Below are 26,537 nucleotides of genomic sequence, written 5' to 3' on the forward strand. Positions count from 1 at the left end.
CCGATTTACATGCACTTGCGGCAACAATTTTGCTGCACTTGCATTGAACAAAGCCTGCATTCAAGTTAGAATGCAGGGCTTGGAACAAAAAGCCTGACAGTCCATCCGGGTATGCCCGGATAGTCCATCTGGCTAGGCTGGATGGCATGCCGTCCGGTCTCGAGTTTCCCTGCCGACGTGGTGAAATTGGTAGACACGCTATCTTGAGGGGGTAGTGGCGCAAGCTGTGCGAGTTCGAGTCTCGCCGTCGGCACCAAACATTTTTCACGGACGCCATCAGGTGTCCGCAAGTCCCGCAAGGCGGCGCCGCATGATGCATGCGGAGTGCGTTTCTTGAGTGAGCAGCGCAGCGCCGCTTGTTACAGGAAGGTTGGTTCTTCCGCAGCTACCCGCTGCTATCAAATAAGGCAGGCGTCCCCCGTGAATCTCGAAGCCTATTTCCCTGTACTGCTGTTCATGGCAGTCAGCGTTCTCCTTGGCCTCGCCCTGATGTCCATCGGCCGGCTTCTCGGTCCGAACAATCCCGATCCCCAGAAGCTTTCGCCGTACGAATGCGGCTTCGAAGCATTCGAAGACGCCCGCATGCGTTTCGACGTGCGGTACTACCTGATCGCCATCCTGTTCATCCTGTTCGACCTCGAAACCGCTTTCCTCTTCCCGTGGGGCGTGGCATTGCAGGACATCGGCTGGCCCGGATTCTTCGCGATGGGAATTTTTCTGCTCGAGTTCATTGTGGGCTTTGTCTACATCTGGAAAAAAGGCGCTCTGGACTGGGAGTGACGTGACATGGCAATCGAAGGCGTTCTGCAAGAAGGGTTTGTCACCACCTCGGCCGACAAACTGATCAACTGGACCCGCACCGGGTCGCTCTGGCCGATGACGTTCGGTCTGGCATGCTGTGCGGTGGAAATGATGCACGCCGGCGCGGCGCGCTACGACCTGGACCGTTTCGGCGTGGTGTTCCGCCCCTCGCCGCGCCAGTCCGACGTGATGATCGTGGCCGGCACGCTGTGCAACAAGATGGCCCCCGCTCTGCGCAAGGTGTACGACCAGATGGCCGAGCCGCGCTGGGTCATCTCGATGGGCTCGTGCGCCAATGGCGGTGGTTACTACCACTATTCCTACTCCGTGGTGCGCGGCTGCGACCGCATCGTGCCCGTCGACATCTATGTGCCTGGCTGCCCGCCGACAGCCGAAGCGCTGATCTACGGCATTATCCAGCTGCAGGCCAAGATCCGCCGCACCAACACCATCGCGCGCAAGGGTTGATATGTCGAGTCGTATCGAAACGCTGAAAGCCGCGCTGCAGAAGGCTCTGGGCGCGCAGATCCAGTCGCTGACCGAAGATGTGGGCGAGCTCACGCTGGTCGTGAAGGCTGCCGACTACCTGGCGGTCGCCACCAAGCTGCGCGATGACGCCACGCTGCGCTTCGAGCAGTTGATCGACCTGTGCGGCGTGGACTATCGCGACTATGCCGATGGCGCATGGAACGGCCCGCGCTTTGCCGCAGTGCTGCACCTGCTGTCGGTTGCCAACAACTGGCGTCTGCGCGCGCGCGTGTTCGCCCCGGATGATGACCTGCCCGTCGTGCCTTCTGTCATCCCGGTCTGGAATGCCGCCAACTGGTTCGAGCGTGAGGCATTCGATCTCTACGGCCTGGTGTTCGAGGGCCATCCTGACCTGCGCCGCATCCTGACCGACTATGGCTTCATCGGCCATCCGTTCCGCAAGGACTTCCCGCTGTCGGGCTATGTCGAAATGCGCTACGACCCCGAGCAGAAGCGTGTCATCTACCAGCCCGTGACGATCGAGCCGCGCGAGATCACGCCGCGCGTGATCCGCGAAGAGCAGTACGGCGGCATCAAGCACTAGGACGCACCATGGCAGATATCAAGAACTACACGCTGAACTTTGGCTCCGGCCGCCCTGCGGGCTTAACCGTGGCTGTGCCACGGTTAGCCTTCACCGAAATTAAGCGTGTCGAGTGGCTTCGGTCGGACACGGTGGCGGAGTAAGCGGCAATGGCAGATATCAAGAATTACACGCTTAATTTTGGCCCCCAGCACCCCGCGGCACACGGCGTGTTGCGCCTCGTGCTCGAGCTGGACGGCGAAGTCATCCAGCGTGCCGACCCGCACATCGGCCTGCTGCACCGCGCCACCGAAAAACTCGCCGAGCACAAGACGTGGATTCAGAGCGTGCCGTACATGGACCGTCTCGACTACGTGTCCATGATGTGCAACGAGCATGCGTACGTGATGGCCATCGAGAAGCTGCTCGGCATCGACGTGCCGATCCGCGCCCAGTACATCCGTGTGATGTTCGATGAAATCACGCGCCTGATGAACCACCTGCTGTGGATCGGCTGCCACGGTCTCGACGTCGGCGCCATGGCCGTCTTCCTCTACGCCTTCCGCGAGCGCGAGGACCTGTTCGACATGTACGAAGCGGTGTCGGGCGCGCGCATGCACGCGGCCTACTATCGCCCAGGTGGTGTCTATCGCGACCTGCCGGATACGATGCCGCAGTTCAAGCCTTCCAAGGTGCGTAACGAGCGCGCCATGAAGGAAATGAACGAGACGCGCCAGGGTTCGCTGCTCGATTTCATCGAGGCGTTCACCGATCGTTTCCCGAAGTACGTCGACGAATACGAGACCTTGCTGACCGACAACCGGATCTGGAAACAGCGCCTGGTTGGCATCGGCGTGGTCAGCCCCGAGCGGGCCCTGCAGATGGGGTTCACGGGCGCCATGCTGCGCGGTTCCGGCATCGAGTGGGACCTGCGCCGCAAGCAGCCGTACGAGGTATACGACAAGCTCGATTTCGACATTCCCGTTGGTGTCAACGGCGACTGCTACGACCGCTATCTGGTGCGCGTGGAAGAGATGCGGCAGTCCAATCGCATCATCCGCCAGTGCATCGACTGGCTGCGCAAGAATCCGGGCCCGGTCATCAGCGACAACCACAAGGTTGCGCCGCCATCGCGCGTCGACATGAAGACCAACATGGAGGAGCTGATCCACCACTTCAAGCTGGCGACCGAAGGTATTCACGTGCCGGAAGGCGAGACCTATGCAGCGGTGGAACATCCCAAGGGCGAGTTCGGCATCTACGCGATCTCGGATGGCGCCAACAAGCCGTACCGGCTGAAGATCCGTGCTCCCGGCTTTGTCCACCTCGCCGCGCTTGACGAGATGGCACGCGGCCACATGATCGCCGACGCCGTCACCATCATCGGTACCCAAGACATCGTTTTTGGCGAGATCGATCGCTAACCAGTGTAACGACCATGCTATCAGCTGAAGCCCTCAAGGAAATCGACCGCGCGGTGGCCAAGTACCCCGCCGACCAGAAGCAGTCCGCCGTGATGTCGGCACTGCAGGTCGCGCAGGCGGAACTCGGCTGGGTGTCGCCGGAAGCGATGCAGTTCATCGCCAGCTACCTCGACATGCCGCCGGTGTGGGTGCAGGAGGTCGCGACCTTCTACAACATGTACGACACCAAGCCGGTCGGCCGCTTCAAGCTGACGGTCTGCACCAACCTGCCGTGTGCGTTGTCCGGCGGCGAGCGGGCGGCCGATCACCTGAAGAAAACCCTCGGCATCGATTTCAACGAAACCACGCCGTGCGGCACCTTCACCCTCAAGGAAGGCGAGTGCATGGGCGCCTGCGGCGATGCGCCGGTCATGCTGGTCAATAACGCCAACATGTGCAGCTGGATGAGCAACGACAAGCTCGACGCGCTCGTGGCCGACCTGCGCGCCAAGGCGGCACAGCAAGGCGAGGGCAAGTAAATGACCTGTCTGCACAACAACCACATCAAGCCGTTGATCCTCGCCGGGCTGACCGGTGACAACTGGCATCTGGAAGACTACGTGAAGCGTGGCGGCTACGCGCAGCTACGCCGCATCCTCGAAGAGAAGATCACGCCGGAGCAGGTCATCGCCGACATCAAGACCTCGGGCTTGCGCGGGCGCGGTGGTGCGGGCTTCCCGACCGGCCTCAAATGGAGCTTCATGCCCCGCCAGTTCCCGGGGCAGAAATACCTCGTCTGTAACTCGGACGAAGGCGAGCCGGGTACCTTCAAGGATCGCGACATCCTGCGCTACAACCCGCACGCGCTGATCGAAGGTATGGCCATCGGCGCCTACGCGATGGGCATCACCGTGGGCTACAACTATATCCACGGCGAGATCTGGAACGAATACAAGATCTTCGAAGCCGCGCTGGAAGAGGCACGTGCCGCTGGCTATCTCGGCGACAACATCCTCGGTTCCGGCTTTTCCTTCCAGTTGCATGCGCACCATGGTTTCGGCGCGTACATCTGCGGCGAGGAAACCGCGCTGCTCGAATCGATCGAAGGCAAGAAAGGCCAGCCACGCTTCAAGCCGCCGTTCCCGGCGAGCTTCGGCCTGTATGGCAAGCCGACCACCATCAACAACACCGAAACCTTTGCCGCGGTGCCGTTCATCTTGGCCGTGGGCCCGGAAAACTACCTGCAGATGGGCAAGCCCAACAACGGCGGCACCAAGATCTTCTCGATCTCGGGCGACGTCGAGCGTCCGGGCAACTATGAAGTTCCGCTTGGCACGCCGTTCGCGGCCCTGCTGGACCTCGCAGGCGGCATGCGCGGCGGCAAGAAGATCAAGGCCGTGATTCCCGGTGGCTCGTCGGCGCCCGTGGTGCCTGGCGACGTCATGATGCAGACCGACATGGACTACGACGGCATCGCCAAGGCCGGCTCGATGCTGGGCTCCGGCGCGGTGATCGTCATGGACGAAACGCGCTGCATGGTGAAATCGCTGTTGCGCCTGTCGTACTTCTATTTCGAGGAATCGTGCGGCCAGTGCACGCCGTGCCGTGAGGGCACAGGCTGGCTGTACCGCATGGTCGACCGTATCGAACACGGACAGGGCCGCCAGGAAGATCTCGATCTTCTCAACAACGTGGCCGAAAACATTATGGGTCGCACCATCTGCGCGCTCGGCGATGCCGCGGCGATGCCGGTGCGCGGCATGCTCAAGCACTACTGGAACGAGTTCGAGTATCACGTCGAGCACAAGCAGTGCATGGTGCCTACCTACTCCTGAGTGGCGAATATGGTTGAACTTCACATCGATGGCAAGCCGGTAGAAGTGGCCGAAGGCACGACGGTAATCGAAGCCGCGCGCCAGACTGGCACTTACATCCCACACTTTTGCTATCACAAGAAATTGTCGATCGCGGCCAACTGCCGCATGTGCCTGGTCGAGGTGGAAAAGGCGCCCAAGCCGCTGCCAGCCTGCGCCACGCCGGTAACTGCCGGCATGAAGGTATTCACGCAGTCCGAGAAGGCGGTCAAGGCGCAGAAGTCCGTCATGGAATTCCTGCTGATCAACCACCCGCTGGATTGTCCGATCTGTGACCAGGGCGGTGAATGCCAGCTGCAGGATCTGGCCGTGGGTTACGGTGCGTCGGAATCGCGCTACAAGGAAGAGAAGCGCGTCGTGCTGCACAAGAACGTCGGCCCGCTGATCTCCATGGAAGAAATGAGCCGCTGCATCCACTGCACGCGCTGTGTCCGCTTCGGCCAGGAAGTGGCCGGCGTGATGGAGCTCGGCATGCTGAACCGCGGCGAGCATTCGGAGATCACCACCTTCGTGGGCAATACGGTCGACTCCGAACTGTCCGGCAACATGATCGACCTGTGCCCGGTCGGCGCGCTGACCAGCAAGCCGTTCCGCTACGCCGCGCGCACCTGGGAACTGGCGCGCCGCCGTTCGGTGGCGCCGCACGACAGCCTCGGCTCGAACATCGTGGTGCAGAGCAAGAACCAGCGTGTGCTGCGCGTGTTGCCGCTCGAAAACGAAGCTATCAACGAATGCTGGATCTCCGATCGCGACCGCTTCTCGTACGAAGCGCTGAACAGCGACGATCGCCTGACCCGTCCGATGATCAAGCAGGGCGGACAATGGCAGGAAACCGATTGGCAGACCGCGCTGGAATATGTGGTCAACGGCCTCGCCGCGATCCGCCGCGAGCATGGTGCGGAGCAGATTGCCGCGCTGGCCGGTGCGAACAGCACGCTCGAGGAACTGTTCCTGTTGCAGGAACTGGTGCGCGGCATCGGCAGCGACAACATCGATTTCCGCCTGCGCCAGAGCGATGCCTCGGTGGTCTTCAAGGGTGCCCCGTGGCTTGGCATGAAGATCGCAGAAGTCTCCGACCTGCAACGCGTGTTGGTGGTGGGCGGCCTGCTGCGCAAGGAACAGCCGCTGCTGGCCGCGCGTTTGCGCGGTGCAGCCAAGAAGGGCGCACAGATCACCGTGCTGAACGCGCTGCGCGACGATCTGCTGATGCCGAACGTTGCCTACATTACCGCCGCCCCGTCTGCGTGGACGACGGAACTGGCCGGCATCGCGCGTGCGGTTGCCGAAGCGCAGGGCGTGGCCGTGCCGGCATTTGCCGCACAGGCCGCCATCAACGACAGCCTGAAGGCGGTGGCCAAGAGCCTGCTGTCGGGCGAACGCAAGGCCGTGTTCCTCGGCAATGGCGCGACCGCGCATCCGCAGTTCGGCGCCCTGCTGGCGCAGGCACAGTGGATTGCCGATGCCACCGGCGCGCGCCTCGGCGTGTTCGGCGACGGCGCGAATGCCGTCGGTGGCTACCTCGCCCGTGCCTTCCCGCAGACGACCGGATTGCCGGCAGCCGCGCTGTTCGCGCAGCCGCGCAAGGCCTATGTGCTGCTGAATACCGAGCCCGAATTCGACAGCATCGACCCGCAGGCCGCGCTCGCCGCGCTGTCGCAGGCGAGCACGGTGGTGGTCATGTCGGCCTTCCGCTCGGAAGCTGCCATGCAGTATGCCGACGTCATGCTGCCGATCGGCCCGTTCACCGAAACCTCCGGGACTTTCGTCAACAGCGAAGGCACGGCACAGAGTTTCAACGGCGTGGTCCGAGCCCTCGGCGACAGCCGTCCGGGCTGGAAGGTGCTGCGCGTGCTCGGCAATATGTTCGAGCTGCCGGGCTTCGATTACGACACCTCGGAAGCGGTGCGCGACGCCATCCTCGGTGGCGAGATCGCGAGCCGTCTGGACAATGGCGCGATGCTCGATGGCACACGTGCCACGGCCGGCGCTGCACAAGGCGGGATCGAGCGCTACTCCGATGTGGCCATCTACCATGCCGATGCCTTGGTGCGCCGCGCCGATGCGCTGCAGTTGACGACGCTGGGTCGCCAGGCCGCGTTCGCCTCGCTGCCGCCTGGGCTGTTTGCTCAGCTGGGCCTGGCCAAGGGCGGCGCCGTGCGTATCCAGCAGGGCGCGCATGCCGTGACCATGCCGGCCCAGCTCGATGCCAACCTGCCGGAAGGCGTGGTGCGAATCCCGGCAGGCACCGAGGCAGCCGCCCGCCTGGGCAGCCTGCATGGCGCCATCCAAGTGCAGGCCGTGGAAGTTACAGGCGCTGGCGCAGTCCAGTCGCAGGCGGTGTAAGGAACAGACATGCTCGAATGGATTAGCACACAAGGTCAGGGCATCTTCGGCGCGGCGTGGCCGTACCTGTGGATGCTCGTCAAGATCGTCTGCATCGTGTTGCCGCTGCTGCTGTCGGTGGCCTACCTGATTCTCTGGGAGCGCAAGCTGATCGGCTGGATGCACGTGCGTCTCGGCCCGAACCGCGTCGGCCCGTTCGGCCTGCTGCAGCCGATTGCCGACGTGCTGAAGCTGCTGCTCAAGGAAGTGATGGTCCCGAACCAGGTCAGCCGCGGCATGTACATCGTTGCGCCCCTGATGGTGCTGATGCCGGCGCTGGCGATCTGGGCGGTGATCCCGTTTCAGGCAGAGGCCGTGCTGGCTGATGTGAATGCCGGCCTGCTATACGTCATCGCTATCAGTTCGATTGGCGTGTACGGTGTGATCCTGGCTGGCTGGGCCTCCAATTCGAAATACGCCTTCCTCGGCGCGATGCGCGCTGCGGCACAGATGGTGTCGTACGAGATCGCCATGGGCTTTGCACTGGTGACGGTGCTGATGGTGTCGGGCAGCCTGAACATGAGCGCCATCGTCGAATCCCAGCAGCGCGGCTACTTTGCCGACATGGGACTGACGTTCCTGTCGTGGAACTGGCTGCCGCTGCTGCCGATGCTGGGTGTGTACTTCATCGCCGGCGTGGCCGAAACCAACCGTCATCCGTTCGACGTGGTGGAAGGCGAATCGGAAATCGTGGCCGGTCACATGATCGAGTACTCGGGCATGGCTTTCGCCATGTTCTTCCTGGCCGAGTACATCAACATGATCGTGATCTCGACGCTCACCGCTACCTTCTTCCTGGGCGGCTGGTCGGCACCGTTCGACAGCGTGGTCACGAACGCCATTCCGGGATTCTTCTGGCTGCTGATCAAGGTCTTCTTCCTGCTGTCCGTCTTCATCTGGATCCGCGCATCGTTCCCGCGCTACCGCTATGACCAGATCATGCGCCTGGGCTGGAAGATCTTCATTCCGCTGACCGTGGCCTGGGTGGTGATCATCGCCATCTGGATCAAGTCACCGTGGAACATCTGGGTGTAAAGACATGCTACTTGCCATCAAGGAATTCTTTAACAGCCTGCTCCTGAGGGAACTCTTCAAGGGCATGGCGCTGACCGGCCGGTATCTGTTCGCCCGCAAGGTGACAGTGCTGTTCCCCGAGGAAAAGACGCCGCAGTCGCCGCGTTTCCGCGGCCTGCACGCGCTGCGCCGTTATCCGAACGGCGAGGAGCGCTGCATTGCCTGCAAGCTGTGCGAGGCTGTCTGCCCGGCGCTGGCCATCACCATCGAATCGGACCAGCGCGACGACGGTACGCGCCGGACCACGCGTTACGACATCGACCTGACCAAGTGCATCTTCTGCGGATTCTGCGAGGAAGCGTGCCCGGTCGACGCGATCGTCGAAACGCATATTCTGGAATACCACGGTGAGAAGCGGGGCGACCTGTACTTCACCAAGAACATGCTGCTGGCAGTCGGCGACCGGTACGAACCGGAAATCGCGGAACGCCGTGCGGCGGATGCCAAGTATCGCTGATGTCGACTGCAGCCGGCTGCTTCGGTAGCAGGCTGCGTACCGGGGAACTCCTGCGTCTTAAGCCATGACGCTCCGCAATTGCGGGGCGGGTAGGAACTAAAGAGAAACATGGAACCGATCACAATCATTTTCTATGCCTTTGCGACGGTGCTGGTGCTGGCCGCGCTGAAGGTCATTACCGCGCGGAACCCGGTGCACTCAGCCCTGTACCTGGTGCTGTCGTTCTTCACAGCCGCTGCCATCTGGATGCTGCTGCAGGCCGAGTTCCTGGCCATCCTGCTGGTGCTCGTCTATGTCGGCGCGGTGATGGTGCTGTTCCTGTTCGTGGTGATGATGATCGACATCGACATCGCTCACCTGCGCCGCGATTTCTGGACGTACGTACCGATGGCTTCGGTGGTCGGCGCGATCATCATCCTGGAAATGGCCATCGTGCTGGTGCGCAGCTTCATCGGCCGCACCTCGCCGGTCCATGCTGTCGACAAGGGCGCGAACTACTCGAATACCGCCGAACTCGGCAAGGTGCTCTACACCGATTACATCTATGCCTTTGAAGTGGCCGGCATCATCCTGCTGGTGGCGATCGTCGCCGCCGTGGCGCTGACCCTGCGCAAGCGCAAGGATGCCAAGTCCCAGAACGTGTCCGAGCAGCTGCGCGTGCGGGCCAAGGACCGTATCCGCATCGTGTCGATGCCGTCCGAATCCACCGGTTCCGGCGATGCCGCGGCCGACTCGAAGAACTGAGGTCCGTCATGTTGTCGCTTGCCCATTTCCTGGTTCTCGGCGCGATCCTGTTTGCCATCAGCATCGTCGGCATCTTCCTGAATCGCAAGAACGTCATCGTGCTGCTGATGGCGATCGAACTGATGCTGCTGGCCGTGAACATGAACTTCGTGGCCTTTTCGCACTATCTGGGCGATCTGGCCGGACAGATCTTCGTCTTCTTCATCCTGACCGTGGCCGCGGCCGAATCCGCGATCGGTCTGGCGATTCTGGTGGTGCTGTTCCGTAACCTGGACACCATCAACGTTGACGATCTCGACAGTCTGAAGGGCTGACCGGGTCATGTTCCGAACATCGCAATCCGCGCCAACCGTGAGTCAATAAGCGTCCTATGTCCAACACGCTCAACCCCACCCTGTTGCTGGCGATCCCGCTGGCGCCGCTCGTCGGCGCGATCATCGCGGGCCTGTTCTGCACCAAGTTCCTCAGCCTGTCGCTGAGCGAAGGTCGTGCCGGACGCACCATCTCGCACAGCGCCACCATTCTCGGCGTGGCGATCTCGTTCGTGCTGTCGGTCATGACGCTGCTCGACGTGCTCAACGGCGCCAGCTTCAATGCCACCATCTACGAATGGATGACGGTCGGTTCGCTGAAGATGGAGATCGGTTTCCTGGTCGACTCGCTCACGGCCATGATGATGTGCGTGGTGACCTTTGTCTCGCTGATGGTGCATATCTACACCATCGGCTACATGCAGGACGATCCGGGCTACAACCGCTTCTTCTCGTACATCTCGCTGTTCACCTTCTCGATGCTCATGCTGGTCATGAGCAACAACTTCCTGCAACTGTTCTTCGGCTGGGAAGCCGTGGGCCTGGTGTCGTACCTGCTGATCGGTTTCTGGTACACCCGCCCGACCGCCATCTTCGCCAACATGAAGGCGTTCCTCGTCAACCGTGTCGGCGACTTCGGCTTCATTCTCGGTATCGGCCTGCTGCTGGCCTACAGCGGCAGCCTGAACTACACCGACGTGTTCGCCGCACGCGAACAGCTGGCGACCGTGATCTTCCCGGGCACTGACTGGATGATGCTGACGGTGGCGTGCATCTGCCTGTTCATCGGCGCGATGGGCAAGTCCGCACAGTTCCCGCTGCATGTCTGGCTGCCGGATTCGATGGAAGGCCCGACGCCGATTTCCGCACTGATCCACGCTGCCACCATGGTGACCGCCGGTATCTTCATGGTTGGCCGCATGTCGCCGCTGTTCGAACTGTCGGACATGGCACTGTCGTTCATCATCGTCATCGGTTCGATCACCGCGCTGTTCATGGGCTTCCTGGGCATCGTGCAGAACGACATCAAACGCGTGGTCGCGTACTCGACGCTGTCCCAGCTCGGCTACATGACGGTGGCACTTGGCGCTTCGGCCTACCAGATCGGCGTGTTCCACCTGATGACGCACGCCTTCTTCAAGGCGCTGCTGTTCCTCGCCGCAGGTTCCGTGATCATCGGCATGCACCATGACCAGGACATGCGCAATATGGGCGGCCTGCGCAAGTACATGCCGATTACCTGGATCACCTCGCTGATCGGTTCGCTGGCACTGATCGGCACGCCGTTCTTCGCGGGCTTCTATTCGAAGGATCTGATCATCGAGGCCGTCAAGCACTCGACCATTCCTGGCTCGGGCTTTGCGTACTTCGCGGTGATGGCTGGCGTGTTCGTCACGGCCTTCTACTCGTTCCGCCTGTATTTCCTCGTATTCCACGGCGAAGAGCGTTTCGGCAAGCCGCATGCGCATCCGGAAGACACGCATCACGAGACTGAGGAAGACGCAGGCGACGATCACCACCATGGCCTGGCACCGGGCGAGAAGCCGCACGAGTCGCCATGGGTCGTGACGCTGCCGCTGGTGCTGCTGGCGATTCCGTCGATCTTCATTGGCGCCTGGGCCATCGAGCCGATGCTCTTCGGCGAGTTCTTCAAGAACGGCGTGGCCTTCAAGGATGTCATCTTCGTGGCCGACAGCCATGGTGCGATGGCGACCCTCAAGGAACATTTCCATGGCTGGCTGGCCCTGGGCCTGCACGGCTTCATGACCCCGGTGTTCGCCCTGGCGCTGGCGGGCGTGGTGCTGGCCTGGTTCTTCTACATGAAGCGTCCGGACATTCCGGCGGCTATCCAGAAGAAGTTCCATGGTATCTACACACTGCTCGACAACAAGTACTACATGGATCGCTTCAACGAAGTGGTGTTCGGCGGCGGCGCACGTGCGCTCGGTACCGGCTTGTGGAAGGGCGGCGACCAGCGCGGCATCGATGGCCTGGTGAACGGCAGCGCACGCGTCGTGGGCTGGATCGCCAACGTGACCCGTCTGCTGCAGTCCGGCTACATCTACCACTATGCCTTTGCGATGATTCTGGGCGTGGTGGCCTTGATGACGATCTTTGTCACGCTGGGTAGCAAATAAGGGAATAGGAAAAATGGTTCTGTCGTTCGCTATCTGGCTGCCTATCTTCTTTGGCCTGGTGGTCCTGGCATTCGGGTCTGACCGCAGTCCCGGCTTCGTCCGCTGGATGTCGCTGTTTGGTGCGGTGGTCAGCTTCCTGGTGACGCTGCCACTGATCTCCGGCTTCGATACGTCGTCGGCCGGCCTGCAGTTCGTCGAGAAGGTCCTGTGGATCGACCGCTTCAACATCCAGTACTTCCTGGGCGTAGACGGGCTATCGATGTGGTTCATTCCACTGACTGCCTTCATCACCATCATCGTCGTGCTGGCTGGCTGGGAGGTCATCACCGACCGCGTGGCGCAGTACATGGCCGCGTTCCTGATCCTCTCCGGCCTGATGGTCGGCGTGTTCAGTGCGCTCGACGGCCTGCTGTTCTACGTATTCTTCGAAGCCACGCTGATTCCGATGTACATCATCATCGGCGTGTGGGGCGGAGCGAACCGCGTCTATGCCGCGTTCAAGTTCTTCCTCTACACGCTGCTCGGCTCGCTGCTGATGCTGGTGGCGTTGCTATACCTGTACAACCTGACCGGCTCGTTCGAGATTCCGCAATGGCACCAGGCCAAGATCGGCATGGAGGCGCAGGTATTGCTGTTCATCGCCTTCTTCATGGCCTTTGCCGTGAAGGTACCGATGTGGCCGGTGCACACCTGGCTGCCCGATGCCCACGTGGAAGCGCCGACTGGTGGTTCGATCGTGCTGGCGGCCATCATGCTGAAGCTCGGTGCCTACGGTTTCCTGCGATTCTCGCTGCCGATCGCGCCGGATGCGAGCCACCTGCTGTCGGGCGTCGTCATCGCTCTGTCGCTGATCGCCGTGATCTACATCGGCCTGGTCGCGCTGGTGCAGGCGGACATGAAGAAGCTGGTGGCGTACTCGTCGATTGCCCACATGGGTTTCGTCACGCTCGGTTTCTTCATCTTCAATGACATCGGCGTGGAAGGCGCGATCGTGCAGATGATCTCGCACGGCTTTATCTCCGGCGCGATGTTCTTTTCGATCGGCGTGCTGTACGACCGCGTGCATTCGCGGCGGATTGCCGACTACGGTGGCGTGGTCAACACCATGCCGAAGTTCGCGGCGTTCTCGGTGCTGTTCGCCATGGCCAACTGTGGCCTGCCCGCTACCTCCGGTTTCGTCGGCGAGTTCATGGTGATTCTCGGCGCCGTCAAGTTCAATTTCTGGATCGGTCTGTTGGCCGCCACCGCGCTGATCCTGGGTGCCGCCTACTCGCTGTGGCTGGTCAAGCGCGTGGTGTTCGGCCCGGTGGTGCACAAGCACGTCGCCGAGCTGCTCGACATCAACCGCCGCGAGTTCGCCATCCTGGTTCTGCTGGCCGCGCTGACCATCTTCATGGGCGTGTATCCCAAGCCCTTTACCGACGTGATGCATGCTTCTGTGGTGAATCTCCTCACCCACGTGGCGCAGTCGAAGCTGTAACGAGGAGACAGGACCCATCATGTCTACGATGAAAATCGCGCCCGCATTGACCCCCGTCCTGCCGGTCATTTTCCTGGCGGTGATGATCGCCGTCACGAACTGGATCGATATCCTGCGCAAGAAAGGCAGCACGAGCGCCGCCTATCCGATGTCGCTGCTGACCACGCTGGTACTGGCCGCGTGGTGTGCGGTGCTCGCCGGCGCCAGTGACGCAACCCATTACCTGTTCAGCAACCTGGTCGTCCTCGACCCGATGGCTTACATTCTGATGTCTGGCTGTGCCATCGCGCTGTTCGCAACGCTGGTGTACTCGCGCCAGTACGTGCGCGACCGCGAACTGGATACCGGCGAGTTCTACATGCTGGCCCTGTTCACGCTGCTGGGCCAGTTTGTGATGATCAGCGGCAACAATTTCCTGACGCTGTACCTCGGTCTGGAGCTGCTGGCGCTGTCGTCGTACGCGCTGGTGGCGCTGCGCCGCCTGTCCGGCCAATCGTCGGAATCGGCCATGAAGTACTTTGTGCTGGGTGCGCTGGCCTCCGGTTTCCTGCTGTATGGCATCTCGATGCTCTATGGCGCGACCGGCTCGCTCGAGCTGCGCGAGGTGTTTGCCGCCATCGCCACCGGCCGCATCAACACCATGATCCTGGTGTTCGGCGTGGTATTCGTGGTGGCCGGACTGGCCTTCAAGCTGGGCGCGGCACCGTTCCACATGTGGATTCCCGATATCTACCAGGGCTCGCCCACCGCGGTGACGCTGCTGATCGCCGGTGCGCCGAAGCTGGCGGCCTTCGCCCTCGTGCTGCGCCTGCTCGTCGAAGGCCTGCTGCCGCTGGCGTTCGACTGGCAGAATATGCTGGTCATCCTCGCGGTGCTGTCGCTGGCCGTGGGTAACCTGACCGCCATCGCGCAGACCAACCTGAAGCGCATGCTGGCGTACTCGACCATCTCGCACATGGGCTTCATGCTGCTGGGCTTCCTGTCCGGCGTGGTGGGTGGCAGTGCCGAGGGTGCGCCGGCCGCCTACAGCTCGGCGATGTTCTATGCGCTGACCTATGTGCTGACGACGCTCGGCACCTTCGGCATGGTCATGCTGTTCGCGCGCAAGGGTTTCGAGGCGGAAGAACTGGCCGACATGCGTGGCCTGTCCAAGAAGAGCCCGTGGTTTGCGTTTCTTATGCTGATCATGATGTTCTCGCTGGCCGGCCTGCCGCCGACGGTGGGGTTCTATGCCAAGCTCGCGGTGCTGAGTGCCGTGGTCAATGCCGGCATGACCTGGCTGGCCGTGGTGGCTGTGCTGTTCTCACTGATTGGTGCGTTCTATTACCTGCGCGTGATCAAGCTGATGTACTTCGACGAGCCGGCTGATACGCAGCCCGTACAGGCCACGTTTGGCTTCCGTTCGCTGATGAGCGTCAATGGCCTGCTGGTGCTGCTCTTGGGCATCTTCCCGGCCGACTTGATGCGCCTGTGCTACGAGGCGATCCGTGCCTCGCTGGCAGCGTAAAGGGAACGCGTACGATGTCGACCGCTGCAGGTGGCTGGTTTGTAATCCTGCTGGCGCTGGTGCTGGCGAATCTGCCGTTCATCAACCAGCGCCTGTTCCTGCTGATTCCCCTGCGTTCGGGCCGCAAGTCGCTGTGGCTGCGATTGCTCGAGCTGTGCGTGTACTACGTCGTGGCCGGCCTCGTCGGTTTTGCGGTCGAGTCGAGCATTGGCGGTGCGTTTCCGCAAGGCTGGCAGTTCTACGCGATTACCGCGAGCATGATGCTGGTGTTCGCATTTCCCGGTTTTACCTGGCGGTATCTGGTCAAGCACCGCTGAGGGTCTCGTGCTGTGGAGGGCGCGATGTCTGACGAGCATCTGAAGGAATCCCGCCTGGCCTCGGCCACCTTGCATCGCGGCAACTTCCTGACCCTCAAGCAGGATATCGTGCAGCTTCCGAACGGCCGGCAAGCCGGCCGCGAATTCGTGGAGCATCCTGGCGCGGTCATGATGATTCCACTGTTCGATGACGGCACCGTCTTGCTGGAGCGGCAATACCGCTATCCGGTCGAGCAGGTGATGGTCGAGTTTCCCGCCGGCAAGCTGGATCCCGAAGAGGGTGCGCTGGCATGCGGCAAGCGCGAGCTGATTGAGGAAACAGGCTATCAGGCTGCGCAATGGGACTACCTGACGCGCATCCACCCCGTCATTTCGTATTCCACCGAATTCATCGACCTGTTCCTGGCGCGCTCGCTCACGCCGGGTGAACAGGATCTCGATGACGGTGAATTCATCGAACTATTCATGCTGCCCGCAGGCCAGTTGATCGACTGGGTGCGGCAGGGCCGTGTCACGGACGTCAAGACCATGATCGGCACGTTCTGGCTGGAAAAGATCCTGTCCGGCACGTGGCAGCCGGGCGAGCAGCCTGTGCCCGCCTGAGGCGTCTCATTCCCTGGCTCCCGATACGGGGTGCATGCCAGCGTGGCTGTTGAGTAGCCCGCAAGACCGTATGTTCCGCGGGCCTGCGTGGCTTCTCCTGGGTCCCCATGATAGTTGCCGGCTGGCGCCGGTCCTCGCCTGACGTGTCGCAGGGCCTCGTTGATTCCGCTATCTGTCATAAATTCGAACGATCGTTCACAAAACGGCTGATCAACGCTACTATTGTGTCCGGGCGTCATGGCGCCGCACAGGCATGACGGGATGGTCTGCGATGCAGCGTCCATGCGGCCGCGACACAACAGCGGGGCGGCGGAGCGGTGCCCGCCGGCGCCACGCCACAAGCAGGGCCGGAAAAGCCGGCCGATACCAATATCTGGACAGGAGAGCAGCATGCGCGTCATTGAATCGCTGGAGCAACTCGAGGAACTGGTCGGCCAGGAAGTGGCCGTGGGCGAATGGGTCGAAGTGACGCAGGAGCAGGTGAACCTGTTTGCCGACGCCACCGGCGATCATCAGTGGATCCACGTCGATGTCGAACGCTCCAAGCGCGAGTCGCCTTACGGTGCGCCGATCGCGCACGGCTATCTGACGCTGTCGCTGATTCCGTTGCTGATGAAGAAAGCCATCGAGATGCGCAATGTGAAGATGGGCGTGAACTACGGCCTGAACCGCGTGCGCTTCATGGCGCCGGTGCCGGTGGGCAGCCGCTTGCGCGCGCGCGCCAAGCTGCTGTCGGTGGAAAGCATCGAGTCGCCGAAGAACCGTCCCGACCTGAAGGGCGCGCAGGTGATCATGCAGGTGACGGTCGAGCGCGAGGGCAGCGACCGCCCGGTGTGCGTGGCGGAAACGATCTCGCGCCGCTTTAGCTGATCACGCCCAGTCGTTGTCCTCGTTCCCATACTGGTAGATGGGGTTGGTGGCGTAGTCGATGGCGAGGTCCACGATGTAGCGGTGGAGTGTCTTCTTGAACTGCTCGCGGATTTCGGGCGGCATGCTGCTGAGGCTGGCGGTCTTGTAGTCCGTGGTGGCGCGTGCAGCGTGGACCTCCACGGCGGGTAGATCGGCCGCCATGGCCGCATCGAATGCGGCCTTGTCCGCTGAATTGGCGGGCTGAGGCGGGACGAGCGATTGTGCCTGGTAGGCGTTGCCGGCAACGGTGAGAGGCGTCAGGATTGCTGTCATGCGGGGCAGTCCACAAAGTCAAGGCGGGTGGCCAAGGAGGCGGACACCCGATCTGCCAATGAGTGCCGCTTGCCGTCAAATCGTTGCGGCGCATTGCTTGGCAAAGTGTGAACTAGTGCGACAGCCCATGCGGCATGCCTGCGTGCCGGGTCTGGCACGCGGCGCGCTGCACGATCAAGAGAATGTGAACTATTGCCAAGAACGGCCTCCGGGCCCCGCTCAGGCGGCCGTTGTCCATGCGGCGGCGCCAGTCTGCAGCCACGCGGATACGTCGTATACACCGCCGCTTCAGCGGCGCTGATACTGGGTCGCACCGAACAGGATGTCACGCTCCTTGTCGTCTACCGGCTTGCGATGCTTGGCGAGCACCTCGACGCCACGTTGCACGGCCGGACGGGCGGCAATCTCGTCGAACCAGCGCTTGACGTGTGTGTAGTCCGAGAGCTCCACGCCCTGGTTTTCCCAGCTGCGCAGCCACGGGAAGGTGGCGATGTCGGCGATCGAATAGGCGTCGCCGGCCAGATAGGCATGTTCCGCCAGGCGCTTGTCGAGCACACCATACAGGCGCTTGGCCTCGTTGGTATAACGATTGATCGCGTACTCGACCTTTTCCGGTGCGTAGATGCGGAAATGGTGGGCCTGCCCCAGCATCGGCCCGACTCCGCCCATCTGGAACATCAGCCACTGCAGCGCCTCATACTTGCCGCGCACGTCCTCGGGCAGGAACCTGCCGGTCTTGCTGGCGAGGTAGAGCAGGATGGCGCCGGATTCGAACAGGGAGATCGGCTTGCCATCCGGACCCTCGCTGTCGACGATGGCAGGAATCTTGTTGTTGGGGCTGATGCGCAGGAATTCAGGCTTGAACTGGTCGCCGGCGCCGATGTTGATGGCATGCACCCGATACGGCAGCCCGCATTCTTCCAGCATGATATGGACTTTGTGGCCGTTCGGCGTGGCCCAGCTATAGGCATCGATCATCGAAGAGGTTCCTCATTTGAAAGACAGCAGAATCGAAACGGAAACAGCGCCGCCCTGAGGCATGCTGCAAATCCGGCGGCGCTGCAATCCGAAAATTTAAGCACAGAAAGCACAAACGCGCAGACCGGCTGCGCGTTTGTGCTTTCTGTATGTGCTGCGGCGGTTGCCGCAAAGGCTGTCAGCGATAGACAGGCTTGCGTTTTTCGAGGAAGGCGCTGATGCCCTCGAGCCCGTCGGCGTGGAACAGCGAGCCGATGAAGTTGTCTCGCTCCTTTTCGAGATGGGTCGGCAAGGGCGCTTCTTCGGCATGGCTGATCAGGCCCTTGATGCGTGTGACCGAATTCGGTGCGAGTGCGGCGAGGTCTTCGGCCCATGCCAGTGCCTCGGTGCGTGCCTGGCCGGGCGGCACGACACGATTGACCAGGCCGAACTGCGCGAGCCGAGGCGCGTCGATGGGCTTGCCTTCGATCAGCACTTCGGTGGCCAGCGCACGCGGCAGGGCGCGCGCGAGATGCCACGATCCGCCGCCGTCCGGCGTCAGGCCGACCCGAACATAGGCCATCACGAACTTGGCGTCGCTGGCGGCCACCACCAGATCACAGGCCAGCACGAGCGAAAAGCCTGCACCGGCGGCGGGGCCTTCGACCGCGGCGATCACCGGCTTGGGGAAGGCGCGCAGCGCCTCAGTCCACTGGTGCAGGGCTTCGATGCTGGCGGCCTGTACCGAGGGTTCCTTGCTGCGGTTGTCCAGCAGGCGGTTGAGGTTGCCGCCGGCGCAGAATGTATTGCCTTCCCCGGTCAGCACCACCACGCGTACTTCCGGATCGCGTGCGGCCGAGTCGAGCGCCTCTACCGCGGCACTGTACATTGTCGGTCCCAGCGCATTGCGCGCGCCGGGGTTGGAAATGGTGAGCACCAGGGTGTGGCCGAGGCGTTCCGTCAGCAGTTGTCCGCTCATGTGGATTCCGGTTCAGGTGGAGGGTCGATTAGAGATCGATTCAGGATTCTTCGCTCAGCAGCGACAGGCCCAGGGCCGCGCGGCGTGCCAGCCACGGGCTCGGGCGGTAGCGCATGTCGCCGGTCACGCGCTGCAGTGTCCGCAGCGTTTGCAGGATCGCATCGGCGCCCAGGGCATCGCCCAGGCTCAGCGGGCCCTTGGGGTAACCGAGGCCGAGGGTAACCGCGCGGTCAATGTCGCCCGGCGTGGCGATGCGCTGCTGCGCAATATCGGCGGCGATGCTGACGATGATACTGACAATGCGCTGCGCGACGAAGCCGGCTGAATCGCGGATCACCGTCACGGGCACGCCGTCTGCGGCGAACAGTGCATGTGCCGCGGCGCGCATGTCCGCGCGCGTGGCCGGCGTAGTCATCAGTACGCGGCGCTTGGCGGTCTCGAACGGGAACAGCGTGTCGATGGCGATCACGCGCGTGGCATCGAGCCCTTGCTCGACAGCGCAGGTGGTCGCGTCTTCACCGTAAGGCGTCACCACGATCAGGGCATTGTCCGAGGGCGTGTTGCCAGCTTCCGGCGTGACGCCGAGCTGCGCCAGCAGGCGCGCCACGGCCGCATGGCCACGTTCATGCGCACGGCTGATCCATACGCTTGCAGGCTTGTCGGTCGGCACAGGCGCTTCCGGCGCTACCGCTTTCTGGCCATCCGGATAGGCGTAGAACCCTTCACCCGTCTTGCGACCCAGCATGCCGCCGGCATAGCGCACGGCGGTGATGGCGGAAGGGCGGTAGCGCGGTTCGTCGAAGAATTGACGGTAGATGGATTCCATCACCGGGTGCGATACATCGAGGCCAGTCAGGTCCATCAGCTCGAACGGGCCCATGCGGAAGCCGGCCTGCTCGCGCATGATGGCGTCGATGTCGGCAAAGCTGGCGACGCCTTCGCCGGCCGTCTTGAGGCCTTCGATATTCATACCGCGGCCGGCATGGTTGACGATGAAGCCCGGCATGTCCTTGCAGCGCACCGGAGTGTGGCCGAGGCGGCGCGACAGCTCCATCAGCGCATCGCCCACGGCTGGCGCGGTACGCAGACCATCGATGACTTCCACGACCTTCATCAGCGGCACCGGGTTGAAGAAGTGGTAGCCGGCGACGCGTTCCGGATGCTGGCAGGCCGTGGCGATGGCGGTGATCGACAGCGACGAGGTATTCGACGCGAGGATCGCGTCAGTGCGGAGGATGGCCTCGAGCTTCACGAACAGTTCGCGCTTCACCTCCAGCTTTTCGACGATGGCCTCGACGACCACGTCGCAGTCAGCCAGGTCCTCGAGCGTGGCTGCCGCGAAGACGTTGGCGGTGGCGGCACTGGCCTGCTCGGCCGTCATCTTGCCTTTGGCGGTCAGCTTGGCGAAGGTGTCCTGCAGGTAGCTGCGGGCGGCATCGATGGCGGCGGCATTGGTGTCGAACAGGCGCACGCGCAGGCCGGCCTGCGCGGCGATCTGGGCAATGCCGCGGCCCATCGCGCCGGTGCCGACGATGCCGAGGGTTTGAATCGAGGGTGATGTCATGACGAGGCTTTCTTCTGCATGGTTTTGGTTTGCGGATAAAATAGCACGATCGTGCGGAGGCTGCACCTGTTCTTTTTGCCGTGCAGCACGGACAATGACACGATCCGCATGTCACCATGCGTTGGCATCACACCGCGCCGCGACGTGCGCGGTACGTGATGGACGACCGGACAATCGTCGGTGGCCGGCCAGGCGCACCGACATCTTTGCCGCAGGGCACGGGAGGGACAATGCTTCAGCTGTGTGGGTTTTCGGCCAGCAACTATTACAACAAAGTGAAGCTGGCGATGCTGGTCAAGGACGTGCCGTTCGAGGAGAAACTGGTGTGGGTCGATCAGACCGATGCCGAGGCCTCGCCGCTGGGCAAGGTGCCCTACCTGATCACGCCGCAGGGTCCGCTGAGCGAGTCGGGCGTGATCATGGAGTATCTGGAGGATCGTTTCCCGCAGTCGCCGCTGCTGCCCATCGATCCCTATGCCGCCGCCAAGGTGCGGGAACTGGTGACTTACCTCGAACTGCATCTCGAGCTCGTCGTGCGCGAGCTGTATGCGGAAGCGTTCTTCGGCGGCAAGGTCAGCGACAACCTCAAGGCCCGCCAGAAGCGCCTGGTAGAACGCAACGTCGCTGCGTTTGCCAAGCTCACGAAATTCTCGCCGTACTTGGCCGGCGACATGTTCACCGTGGCGGATTGCGCCGCCATCGTGCATTTCCCGGTGATCAGCAATGCCTGCAAGATTATCTACGGCGAAGATCCGCTGGCGGACCTGCCGGTGGGCGATTACCTGAAGCGCATGGGCGAATTGCCGGCGGTGCAGAAGGTCAAGGCCGACCGCAAGGCCAACAACGAAGCCATGATGGCGCGCGCCCGGGCGCGCTAAAGCACTGGCGTGTTCAGAGTGCGGCCAGGCGCTGCAGCGCCTGCTGCAGCGTCGCATCCTGCTTGGCAAAGCAGAAGCGCACGATGCCTGCGTCCTGCGGCGTGCTGTAGAACGCCGACACCGGAATCGCGGCCACACCGATCTCGCGCGTCAGCCACATGGCGAATTCGTTTTCCGGCAAAGCCGAGATCGCCGAATAGTCGACACACTGGAAATAGGTGCCATCCGCCGGCAGCAGGCGAAAGCGCGAGCCGGCCAGTCCGCTACGGAACAGGTCGCGCTTGCGCTGGTAGAACGCTGGCAGGTCGCGCCATGGCGCGGGGTCGGCCATATAGCTGGCAAGGGCGTGCTGCATTGGCGTGTTGACGGTGAACACGTTGAACTGGTGCACCTTGCGGAACTCGTCCATCAGCGGCGCGGGAGCCGCCACATAGCCAACCTTCCAGCCGGTGACGTGATAGGTCTTGCCGAAGCTCGAGACCACGAAGCTGCGCATCGCGAGTTCCGGGTAACGCGCCACCGATGCGTGCAGCTGGCCGTCGTACACCATGTGCTCGTACACCTCGTCCGACAGCACCACGACATCGGTACCGTCGAGCACGCGTGCGAGCTGGCGCATGTCGTCGTCGTGCCAGATCGTGCCGGTGGGATTGTGCGGTGTGTTGACGATCACCATGCGCGTGCGCGGCGACAGCGCGGCGGCCAGTGCGTCGAACGGAATGCGGTAGTCGGGCGCGCGGAGGCACACCGGCACCACACGTCCGCCGGCCAGTTCGATCGCCGGGCGATAGCTGTCGTAACACGGCTCGAACACGATCACCTCGTCGCCGGGATGCACGCAGCAGAGGATGGCGGTCAGCAGGCCTTGCGTGGCGCCGGCGGTGATGGTGACTTCACGGTTCCAGTCGTAGTGCCGGCCGTACAGTGCGCCGATTTTCTCGGCAATGCGCTGGCGCAGCAGCGGAATGCCCGGCATCGGCGGATACTGGTTGTGGCCGGCCTGCATGGCCTCCGTGACGGCCGACGTCAGGCGCGGGTCGCAGTCGAAATCCGGAAAGCCCTGGCCGAGGTTGACCGCACCCGTTTCCGTGGCGAGCGCCGACATTACCGTGAAAATGGTTGTGCCGACACCCGGCAGGCGCGAGGGCGGCGGCGTGAAGGCGGCGCGGGCTGCGGAAGGGAAAAGCGGAGCGGTGGACATGGCGGCGGGGGCGGGTCGGATCGAAAGAGGGGGAACGTGCCGCTATCGTAGCGGATTGGGCGTCAGGCTGTCAGCGTCGCCTGCGCCACGAAATCTGCGGGCTTCAGTACCGTCACGCCGGCCACTTGCGCCATGCGGCGCCGCAGCTTGAGCACGGCCTTGTCCTTCGAGACGAGATAGTGCGCCGTCGCGGCTTGGGCGAGTTCAAGGAATTTCTGGTCGTCAGCGTCGCTGCACCGTGGCAGGCGCGGCGCATTTCCGGCGACCGGATCAAGCATGCGCGTCACGGTATCGACCCATGCCAGAGCGGCATCAATGTCGACCGCGAAGCGTGCAAATTGCGGATAGCCCAGCACGCGCCGCAGTTCCTCGCGGCAGGACGGGCTGATCACGGTATCGAGTTGCCTGGCGACCAGGGCTGCGCGTATGGGGCGCGCCAGCGGGTCGTCGAACACCATGATGTCGATCCAGACATTCGAGTCGAGCACCACGCAGGGTCGCGGGTTGGCCGAGGGGCGCGCCCCGGACGTTAACGGCGCGTCCGTCGATATCGTCATCGAGGCAGTTGCCGAGGGATCCGGCACTGGATCGGTGAGTGGGGCAGTCGGGGAAGCGGGCATTCGATACAATGGGATAAATCAAGTTTCGTGATTCTGACATGCTCATCGTACTCTCGCCCGCAAAATCGCTCGACTACACCACCCCTGCCACCACCAGCAAACACACGCTGCCCCAGTTCGTTGACCGCTCCACTCAACTGATCGAGGTGCTGCGTGGCTATTCGCCGGCCCAGATCGGTTCCCTGATGAGCATTTCCGACCCGCTGGCAGTGCTCAACGCCACCCGCTATGCGGAGTGGTCGCCGTCGTTTACGGCGCGCAACAGCAAGCAGGCTGTGCTGGCGTTCAACGGCGATGTGTATGACGGCCTCGACGCCGGCAGCCTGGCGGAAGATGGCCTGGCATTTGCACAGCGGCGCGTACGTATCCTGTCCGGACTATATGGCGTACTGCGGCCGCTTGATCGCATGCAGCCGTATCGTCTGGAAATGGGGACGCGCCTTGCCAACCCGCATGGCAAGGATCTCTATAGCTTCTGGGGCGATGACGTAACCGATGCGCTCAATGTCACGCTAAAGAAAGAGAAGGCGGATACGCTGGTCAATCTTGCCTCGGAAGAATACTTCAAGGTCGTGCGGCCCAAGCGCCTTGCCGCGCCGGTGATCACGCCGGTGTTCGAGGACTGGAAGGGCGGCCGCTTCAAGATCATTTCGTTCTATGCCAAACGTGCGCGTGGCCTGATGGCGCGCTATGCGATCGACCGCCAGCTTACCGATGCACAGGCGCTGAAGGGGTTCGATACCGATGGCTACCGCTTCACGCCCGAGGCGTCGGACGCGCATCGCTGGGTATTCCGGCGGCAGCTTGAGGCTGCCTGAGCCAGCCTCGGGAGTTCGGACTGAAGGACTCCGTGGTAGTTTAAGAATCGGCTGGATCGCGTTGCGGGCCGGCCATGCATGATGGTACTGGGCGCCGATACAGTGCGCCGCAGTGCAGGGGAGCCGCATGATTACCGTATCCAGCCGTTTCGATTCCGGTGCGATCGAAGTCGTGGCATGTGAGCGTGCCGACGATATCCAGCTGCGGATCCGCGCCGATTCGCATGCGGAGTTCCGCCAGTGGTTCCATTGCAGCCTGCAGGGGGTGCAGGGAAGCGACTGCCGCATTCGCCTGCTGAATGCCAGCGACTGCACGTATCCTGACGGCTGGGTTGACTACCGCACGGTGGCCAGCTACGACCGCAAGACCTGGTTCCGCATTCCGACGCAGTACGATGGCCGTGAGTTGGTCATGACGCTGACACCCGAGCACGATAGCGTGTGGCTGGCCTACTTCGAGCCCTATTCGGAAGAGCGCCATCTCGACCTGCTGGGCCGCTGCCAGCGCCAGCCTGGCGTGCGCACGCGCCATCTTGGCCATTCCGTGGAAGGCCGCGATATCACGGCGCTGACAATCGGCGAGCCCGCGCCGGGCCGCAAGCAGGTATGGATCATCGCGCGCCAGCACCCCGGCGAGACCATGGCCGAATGGTTTTGCGAGGGCCTGCTCGAACGCGTGACGGGGCAGGGCGCATGGCGCCACGACCCGGTGCGGCGTGTGCTGCTGCAGCACGCTGTGCTGCATGTGGTGCCGAACATGAATCCCGATGGCGCGGCGCACGGCAACCTGCGGACCAATGCCATGGGCGCTAACCTCAACCGCGAGTGGATGGAGCCCGACCCTGTGCGCAGTCCGGAAGTGCTTGTGGTGCGTGACGCGATCCATGCCACAGGCTGCGACATGTTCTTCGACGTGCATGGCGACGAGGGTTTGCCATACGTATTCGTGGCCGGCAGCGAGATGCTGCCCGGCTTTACCGAGCGCCAGCGCCGGGAGCAGCAGCGCTTCATCGAGGCGTTCCTGCGCGCCTCGCCGGATTTCCAGAATGCGGTTGGCTATCCAGCCGGCAAGTACAACGAGGATGCGCTCAAGCTGGCCTCGAAATACATCGGGCACGCCTACGGCTGCCTGTCGCTGACGCTCGAGCTGCCATTCAAGGACAATGCCAATCTGCCGGATGCGGAGTCCGGCTGGAGTGCGCAGCGCAGCGCTCTGCTCGGGGCGGCCATGGTGCAGCCGATCCTCGAGCAACTGCTGGCGACGACATCGACGGCTGCTGCTTCGCCAGCGGGGCGGGCAGCGGCGTCCTGAGGCCGAGCTTCATTTTCCGAGGCCGTGCTTCAACGGCTGGAGGACTTGCTCTTCTTGCTGTTGGTCGTGCTTTTCTTCGCGGCCGGTTTGGCAGCCGCGGGCTTGATACTGGCCTTGCTGCCCGACCTGGCCGATTTTGCGCCGGCCTTGGCAGGCTTGCTCGTGCCTTTCTGCCGTGTGACTTGGCTCCTTGCTGCGCGCGATGTCTGCGGGGCCGGGCGCGCGGCTTCCGTGATCGTCGCGCCATCCGCGTCCAGCAACTCATAGGCCAGCATCATGCCGTCCTTGTAGCCGCAACGCACCTTCACCGGGACCCAGTTGTCAGCCGTACCGCGGCGATGGCCTTCGGCATCGAACATCACCACCTGCGAGACTTGCACCGCCTGCTTGACCGGAGAGAAGCGGCCTTCCCATGGCTTGACCTCGGCCCTGTCGGCCCGCAGTGCGCCATTTGGCAGCTTGAGCGCATCGAAGCTGGAAGAACGCGGGACGACCCAGCTCGCGTGGGCCGCGCAATCCGCCACATCGGCGCTTGCCCCCTCGGTTTCCATCAGGCGTGCGCGCATCTGGGTGCGGTACGTAGCCAGGCTGACACGTTCCTCGGATGGCAGGGTGAAGGTTGTATCGGGGCGTGACTGGGGGGATGGACTTGCTGCAGGCGGTGTGGCGGGAGCCGCTGGCCGGACGCCCAGGGCAGGGTGCGAGGCTGAGGTGGCGGGTGTAGTGGATGAGGCAGGCAACGTGGTGCCGGTAGCGGTGCTGGTGGCGGAATCTTGCGCAGGCATGCCGGCGCAGCCGGTGAGCAGGACGAGTGTGGCGATAAAGGAAGCGTTTCTAGCGTGCACGGGATCAACCGGTTGGCGGCGGAGAATGGAAAGTAGATG

The 26,537-nt window shown here is 62.8% G+C and carries 28 protein-coding genes and 1 tRNA gene; 22 read left to right on the top strand and 7 right to left on the bottom strand.

Going from position 1 to position 26,537, the window contains the following annotated elements:
* Positions 1-171: 171 nt before the first annotated feature.
* The 19 genes from ACQ3C8_RS03810 to ACQ3C8_RS03900 all read left to right on the top strand — a co-directional run bounded on the left by ACQ3C8_RS03810 (position 172) and on the right by ACQ3C8_RS03900 (position 17,012).
* Positions 172-256, top strand: a tRNA-Leu gene (locus ACQ3C8_RS03810).
* Positions 257-420: 164 nt separating this feature from the next.
* Positions 421-780, top strand: coding sequence for an NADH-quinone oxidoreductase subunit A (locus ACQ3C8_RS03815; RefSeq protein WP_037029611.1), 360 nt, complete (start codon positions 421-423; stop codon positions 778-780).
* A gap of 6 nt (positions 781-786) precedes the next feature.
* Positions 787-1,269, top strand: a complete 483-nt coding sequence (locus ACQ3C8_RS03820; RefSeq protein WP_009521978.1) for a NuoB/complex I 20 kDa subunit family protein — start codon at positions 787-789, stop codon at positions 1,267-1,269.
* Position 1,270: 1 nt separating this feature from the next.
* Complete coding sequence (locus tag ACQ3C8_RS03825; protein WP_428852520.1) at positions 1,271-1,873, top strand: NADH-quinone oxidoreductase subunit C; 603 nt, start codon at positions 1,271-1,273, stop codon at positions 1,871-1,873.
* Positions 1,874-1,881: 8 nt separating this feature from the next.
* Entirely contained in the window at positions 1,882-2,016 is a 135-nt protein-coding gene (locus ACQ3C8_RS03830) for a hypothetical protein (protein ID WP_428852521.1), read from the top strand.
* A gap of 6 nt (positions 2,017-2,022) precedes the next feature.
* Entirely contained in the window at positions 2,023-3,276 is a 1,254-nt protein-coding gene (locus ACQ3C8_RS03835) for an NADH-quinone oxidoreductase subunit D (protein ID WP_009521981.1), read from the top strand.
* Positions 3,277-3,290: 14 nt separating this feature from the next.
* The gene (nuoE, locus tag ACQ3C8_RS03840; protein WP_009521982.1) at positions 3,291-3,794 is read left to right on the top strand and encodes an NADH-quinone oxidoreductase subunit NuoE; all 504 of its coding nucleotides are present in this window, start codon (positions 3,291-3,293) and stop codon (positions 3,792-3,794) included.
* Positions 3,795-5,090, top strand: a complete 1,296-nt coding sequence (gene nuoF, locus ACQ3C8_RS03845; protein WP_009521983.1) for an NADH-quinone oxidoreductase subunit NuoF — start codon at positions 3,795-3,797, stop codon at positions 5,088-5,090.
* 9 nt (positions 5,091-5,099) lie between these two features.
* Complete coding sequence (nuoG, locus tag ACQ3C8_RS03850) at positions 5,100-7,472, top strand: NADH-quinone oxidoreductase subunit NuoG (protein ID WP_428852522.1); 2,373 nt, start codon at positions 5,100-5,102, stop codon at positions 7,470-7,472.
* Between the two features lie 9 nt (positions 7,473-7,481).
* On the top strand, positions 7,482-8,546 hold the full coding sequence (nuoH, locus tag ACQ3C8_RS03855; RefSeq protein ID WP_009521985.1) for an NADH-quinone oxidoreductase subunit NuoH: 1,065 nt from the start codon (positions 7,482-7,484) through the stop codon (positions 8,544-8,546).
* Between the two features lie 4 nt (positions 8,547-8,550).
* A complete protein-coding gene (nuoI, locus tag ACQ3C8_RS03860; RefSeq protein ID WP_009521986.1) occupies positions 8,551-9,042 on the top strand; it encodes an NADH-quinone oxidoreductase subunit NuoI in 492 nt (163 codons plus the stop codon).
* Between the two features lie 108 nt (positions 9,043-9,150).
* Positions 9,151-9,786 (top strand): NADH-quinone oxidoreductase subunit J, encoded by a 636-nt coding sequence (locus ACQ3C8_RS03865; protein WP_009521987.1) that lies wholly within the window; start codon positions 9,151-9,153, stop codon positions 9,784-9,786.
* Between the two features lie 8 nt (positions 9,787-9,794).
* Complete coding sequence (nuoK, locus tag ACQ3C8_RS03870; protein WP_009521988.1) at positions 9,795-10,100, top strand: NADH-quinone oxidoreductase subunit NuoK; 306 nt, start codon at positions 9,795-9,797, stop codon at positions 10,098-10,100.
* A gap of 56 nt (positions 10,101-10,156) precedes the next feature.
* Complete coding sequence (nuoL, locus tag ACQ3C8_RS03875; RefSeq protein WP_428852523.1) at positions 10,157-12,235, top strand: NADH-quinone oxidoreductase subunit L; 2,079 nt, start codon at positions 10,157-10,159, stop codon at positions 12,233-12,235.
* 13 nt (positions 12,236-12,248) lie between these two features.
* Positions 12,249-13,715, top strand: coding sequence for an NADH-quinone oxidoreductase subunit M (locus tag ACQ3C8_RS03880; RefSeq protein WP_428852524.1), 1,467 nt, complete (start codon positions 12,249-12,251; stop codon positions 13,713-13,715).
* Positions 13,716-13,734: 19 nt separating this feature from the next.
* Positions 13,735-15,222, top strand: coding sequence for an NADH-quinone oxidoreductase subunit NuoN (nuoN, locus tag ACQ3C8_RS03885; protein ID WP_428852525.1), 1,488 nt, complete (start codon positions 13,735-13,737; stop codon positions 15,220-15,222).
* Between the two features lie 14 nt (positions 15,223-15,236).
* A complete protein-coding gene (locus tag ACQ3C8_RS03890) occupies positions 15,237-15,539 on the top strand; it encodes a DUF2818 family protein (RefSeq protein WP_428852526.1) in 303 nt (100 codons plus the stop codon).
* Positions 15,540-15,563: 24 nt separating this feature from the next.
* Complete coding sequence (locus ACQ3C8_RS03895; RefSeq protein WP_428852527.1) at positions 15,564-16,142, top strand: NUDIX domain-containing protein; 579 nt, start codon at positions 15,564-15,566, stop codon at positions 16,140-16,142.
* A 390-nt stretch (positions 16,143-16,532) separates the two neighbouring features.
* Complete coding sequence (locus ACQ3C8_RS03900; protein ID WP_009521994.1) at positions 16,533-17,012, top strand: MaoC family dehydratase; 480 nt, start codon at positions 16,533-16,535, stop codon at positions 17,010-17,012.
* On the opposite strand, the gene ACQ3C8_RS03905 is transcribed toward ACQ3C8_RS03900, so the two are convergent.
* From ACQ3C8_RS03905 to ACQ3C8_RS03920, 4 genes are all read right to left on the bottom strand, one after another.
* Positions 17,013-17,324: a hypothetical protein gene (locus tag ACQ3C8_RS03905; RefSeq protein WP_428852528.1), complete on the bottom strand. Its 312-nt coding sequence runs from the start codon at positions 17,322-17,324 to the stop codon at positions 17,013-17,015. It lies immediately after the preceding gene.
* A gap of 288 nt (positions 17,325-17,612) precedes the next feature.
* A complete protein-coding gene (locus tag ACQ3C8_RS03910; RefSeq protein WP_428852529.1) occupies positions 17,613-18,302 on the bottom strand; it encodes a glutathione binding-like protein in 690 nt (229 codons plus the stop codon).
* Between the two features lie 178 nt (positions 18,303-18,480).
* Positions 18,481-19,260, bottom strand: coding sequence for an oxepin-CoA hydrolase, alternative type (locus ACQ3C8_RS03915; RefSeq protein ID WP_009521997.1), 780 nt, complete (start codon positions 19,258-19,260; stop codon positions 18,481-18,483).
* Between the two features lie 40 nt (positions 19,261-19,300).
* Positions 19,301-20,866 (bottom strand): 3-hydroxyacyl-CoA dehydrogenase, encoded by a 1,566-nt coding sequence (locus ACQ3C8_RS03920; protein WP_428849605.1) that lies wholly within the window; start codon positions 20,864-20,866, stop codon positions 19,301-19,303.
* Positions 20,867-21,054: 188 nt separating this feature from the next.
* Here ACQ3C8_RS03920 and ACQ3C8_RS03925 point away from each other — a divergent pair, with 188 nt between their 5' ends.
* A complete protein-coding gene (locus tag ACQ3C8_RS03925) occupies positions 21,055-21,702 on the top strand; it encodes a glutathione S-transferase N-terminal domain-containing protein (protein WP_428852530.1) in 648 nt (215 codons plus the stop codon).
* Positions 21,703-21,715: 13 nt separating this feature from the next.
* Here the strand turns inward: ACQ3C8_RS03925 and ACQ3C8_RS03930 are convergent, their stop codons facing one another.
* The gene (locus ACQ3C8_RS03930) at positions 21,716-22,903 is read right to left on the bottom strand and encodes a pyridoxal phosphate-dependent aminotransferase (protein ID WP_428852531.1); all 1,188 of its coding nucleotides are present in this window, start codon (positions 22,901-22,903) and stop codon (positions 21,716-21,718) included.
* A gap of 62 nt (positions 22,904-22,965) precedes the next feature.
* Positions 22,966-23,460 (bottom strand): putative toxin-antitoxin system toxin component, PIN family, encoded by a 495-nt coding sequence (locus ACQ3C8_RS03935; protein WP_428852532.1) that lies wholly within the window; start codon positions 23,458-23,460, stop codon positions 22,966-22,968.
* Positions 23,461-23,561: 101 nt separating this feature from the next.
* Here ACQ3C8_RS03935 and yaaA point away from each other — a divergent pair, with 101 nt between their 5' ends.
* Both yaaA and ACQ3C8_RS03945 read left to right on the top strand, forming a co-directional pair.
* Positions 23,562-24,341, top strand: a complete 780-nt coding sequence (gene yaaA, locus ACQ3C8_RS03940) for a peroxide stress protein YaaA (RefSeq protein ID WP_009522002.1) — start codon at positions 23,562-23,564, stop codon at positions 24,339-24,341.
* A 127-nt stretch (positions 24,342-24,468) separates the two neighbouring features.
* Complete coding sequence (locus ACQ3C8_RS03945) at positions 24,469-25,653, top strand: M14 family metallopeptidase (protein WP_428852533.1); 1,185 nt, start codon at positions 24,469-24,471, stop codon at positions 25,651-25,653.
* A gap of 29 nt (positions 25,654-25,682) precedes the next feature.
* Here the strand turns inward: ACQ3C8_RS03945 and ACQ3C8_RS03950 are convergent, their stop codons facing one another.
* Positions 25,683-26,438 carry a BspC domain-containing protein gene (locus ACQ3C8_RS03950; RefSeq protein ID WP_428852534.1) on the bottom strand — a complete coding sequence of 252 codons (756 nt, stop codon included), beginning with the start codon at positions 26,436-26,438 and terminating at the stop codon, positions 25,683-25,685.
* Positions 26,439-26,537: the final 99 nt, after the last annotated feature.

The sequence above is a fragment of the Imbroritus primus genome (assembly GCF_964332355.1).
GTDB lineage: Bacteria > Pseudomonadota > Gammaproteobacteria > Burkholderiales > Burkholderiaceae > Imbroritus > Imbroritus primus.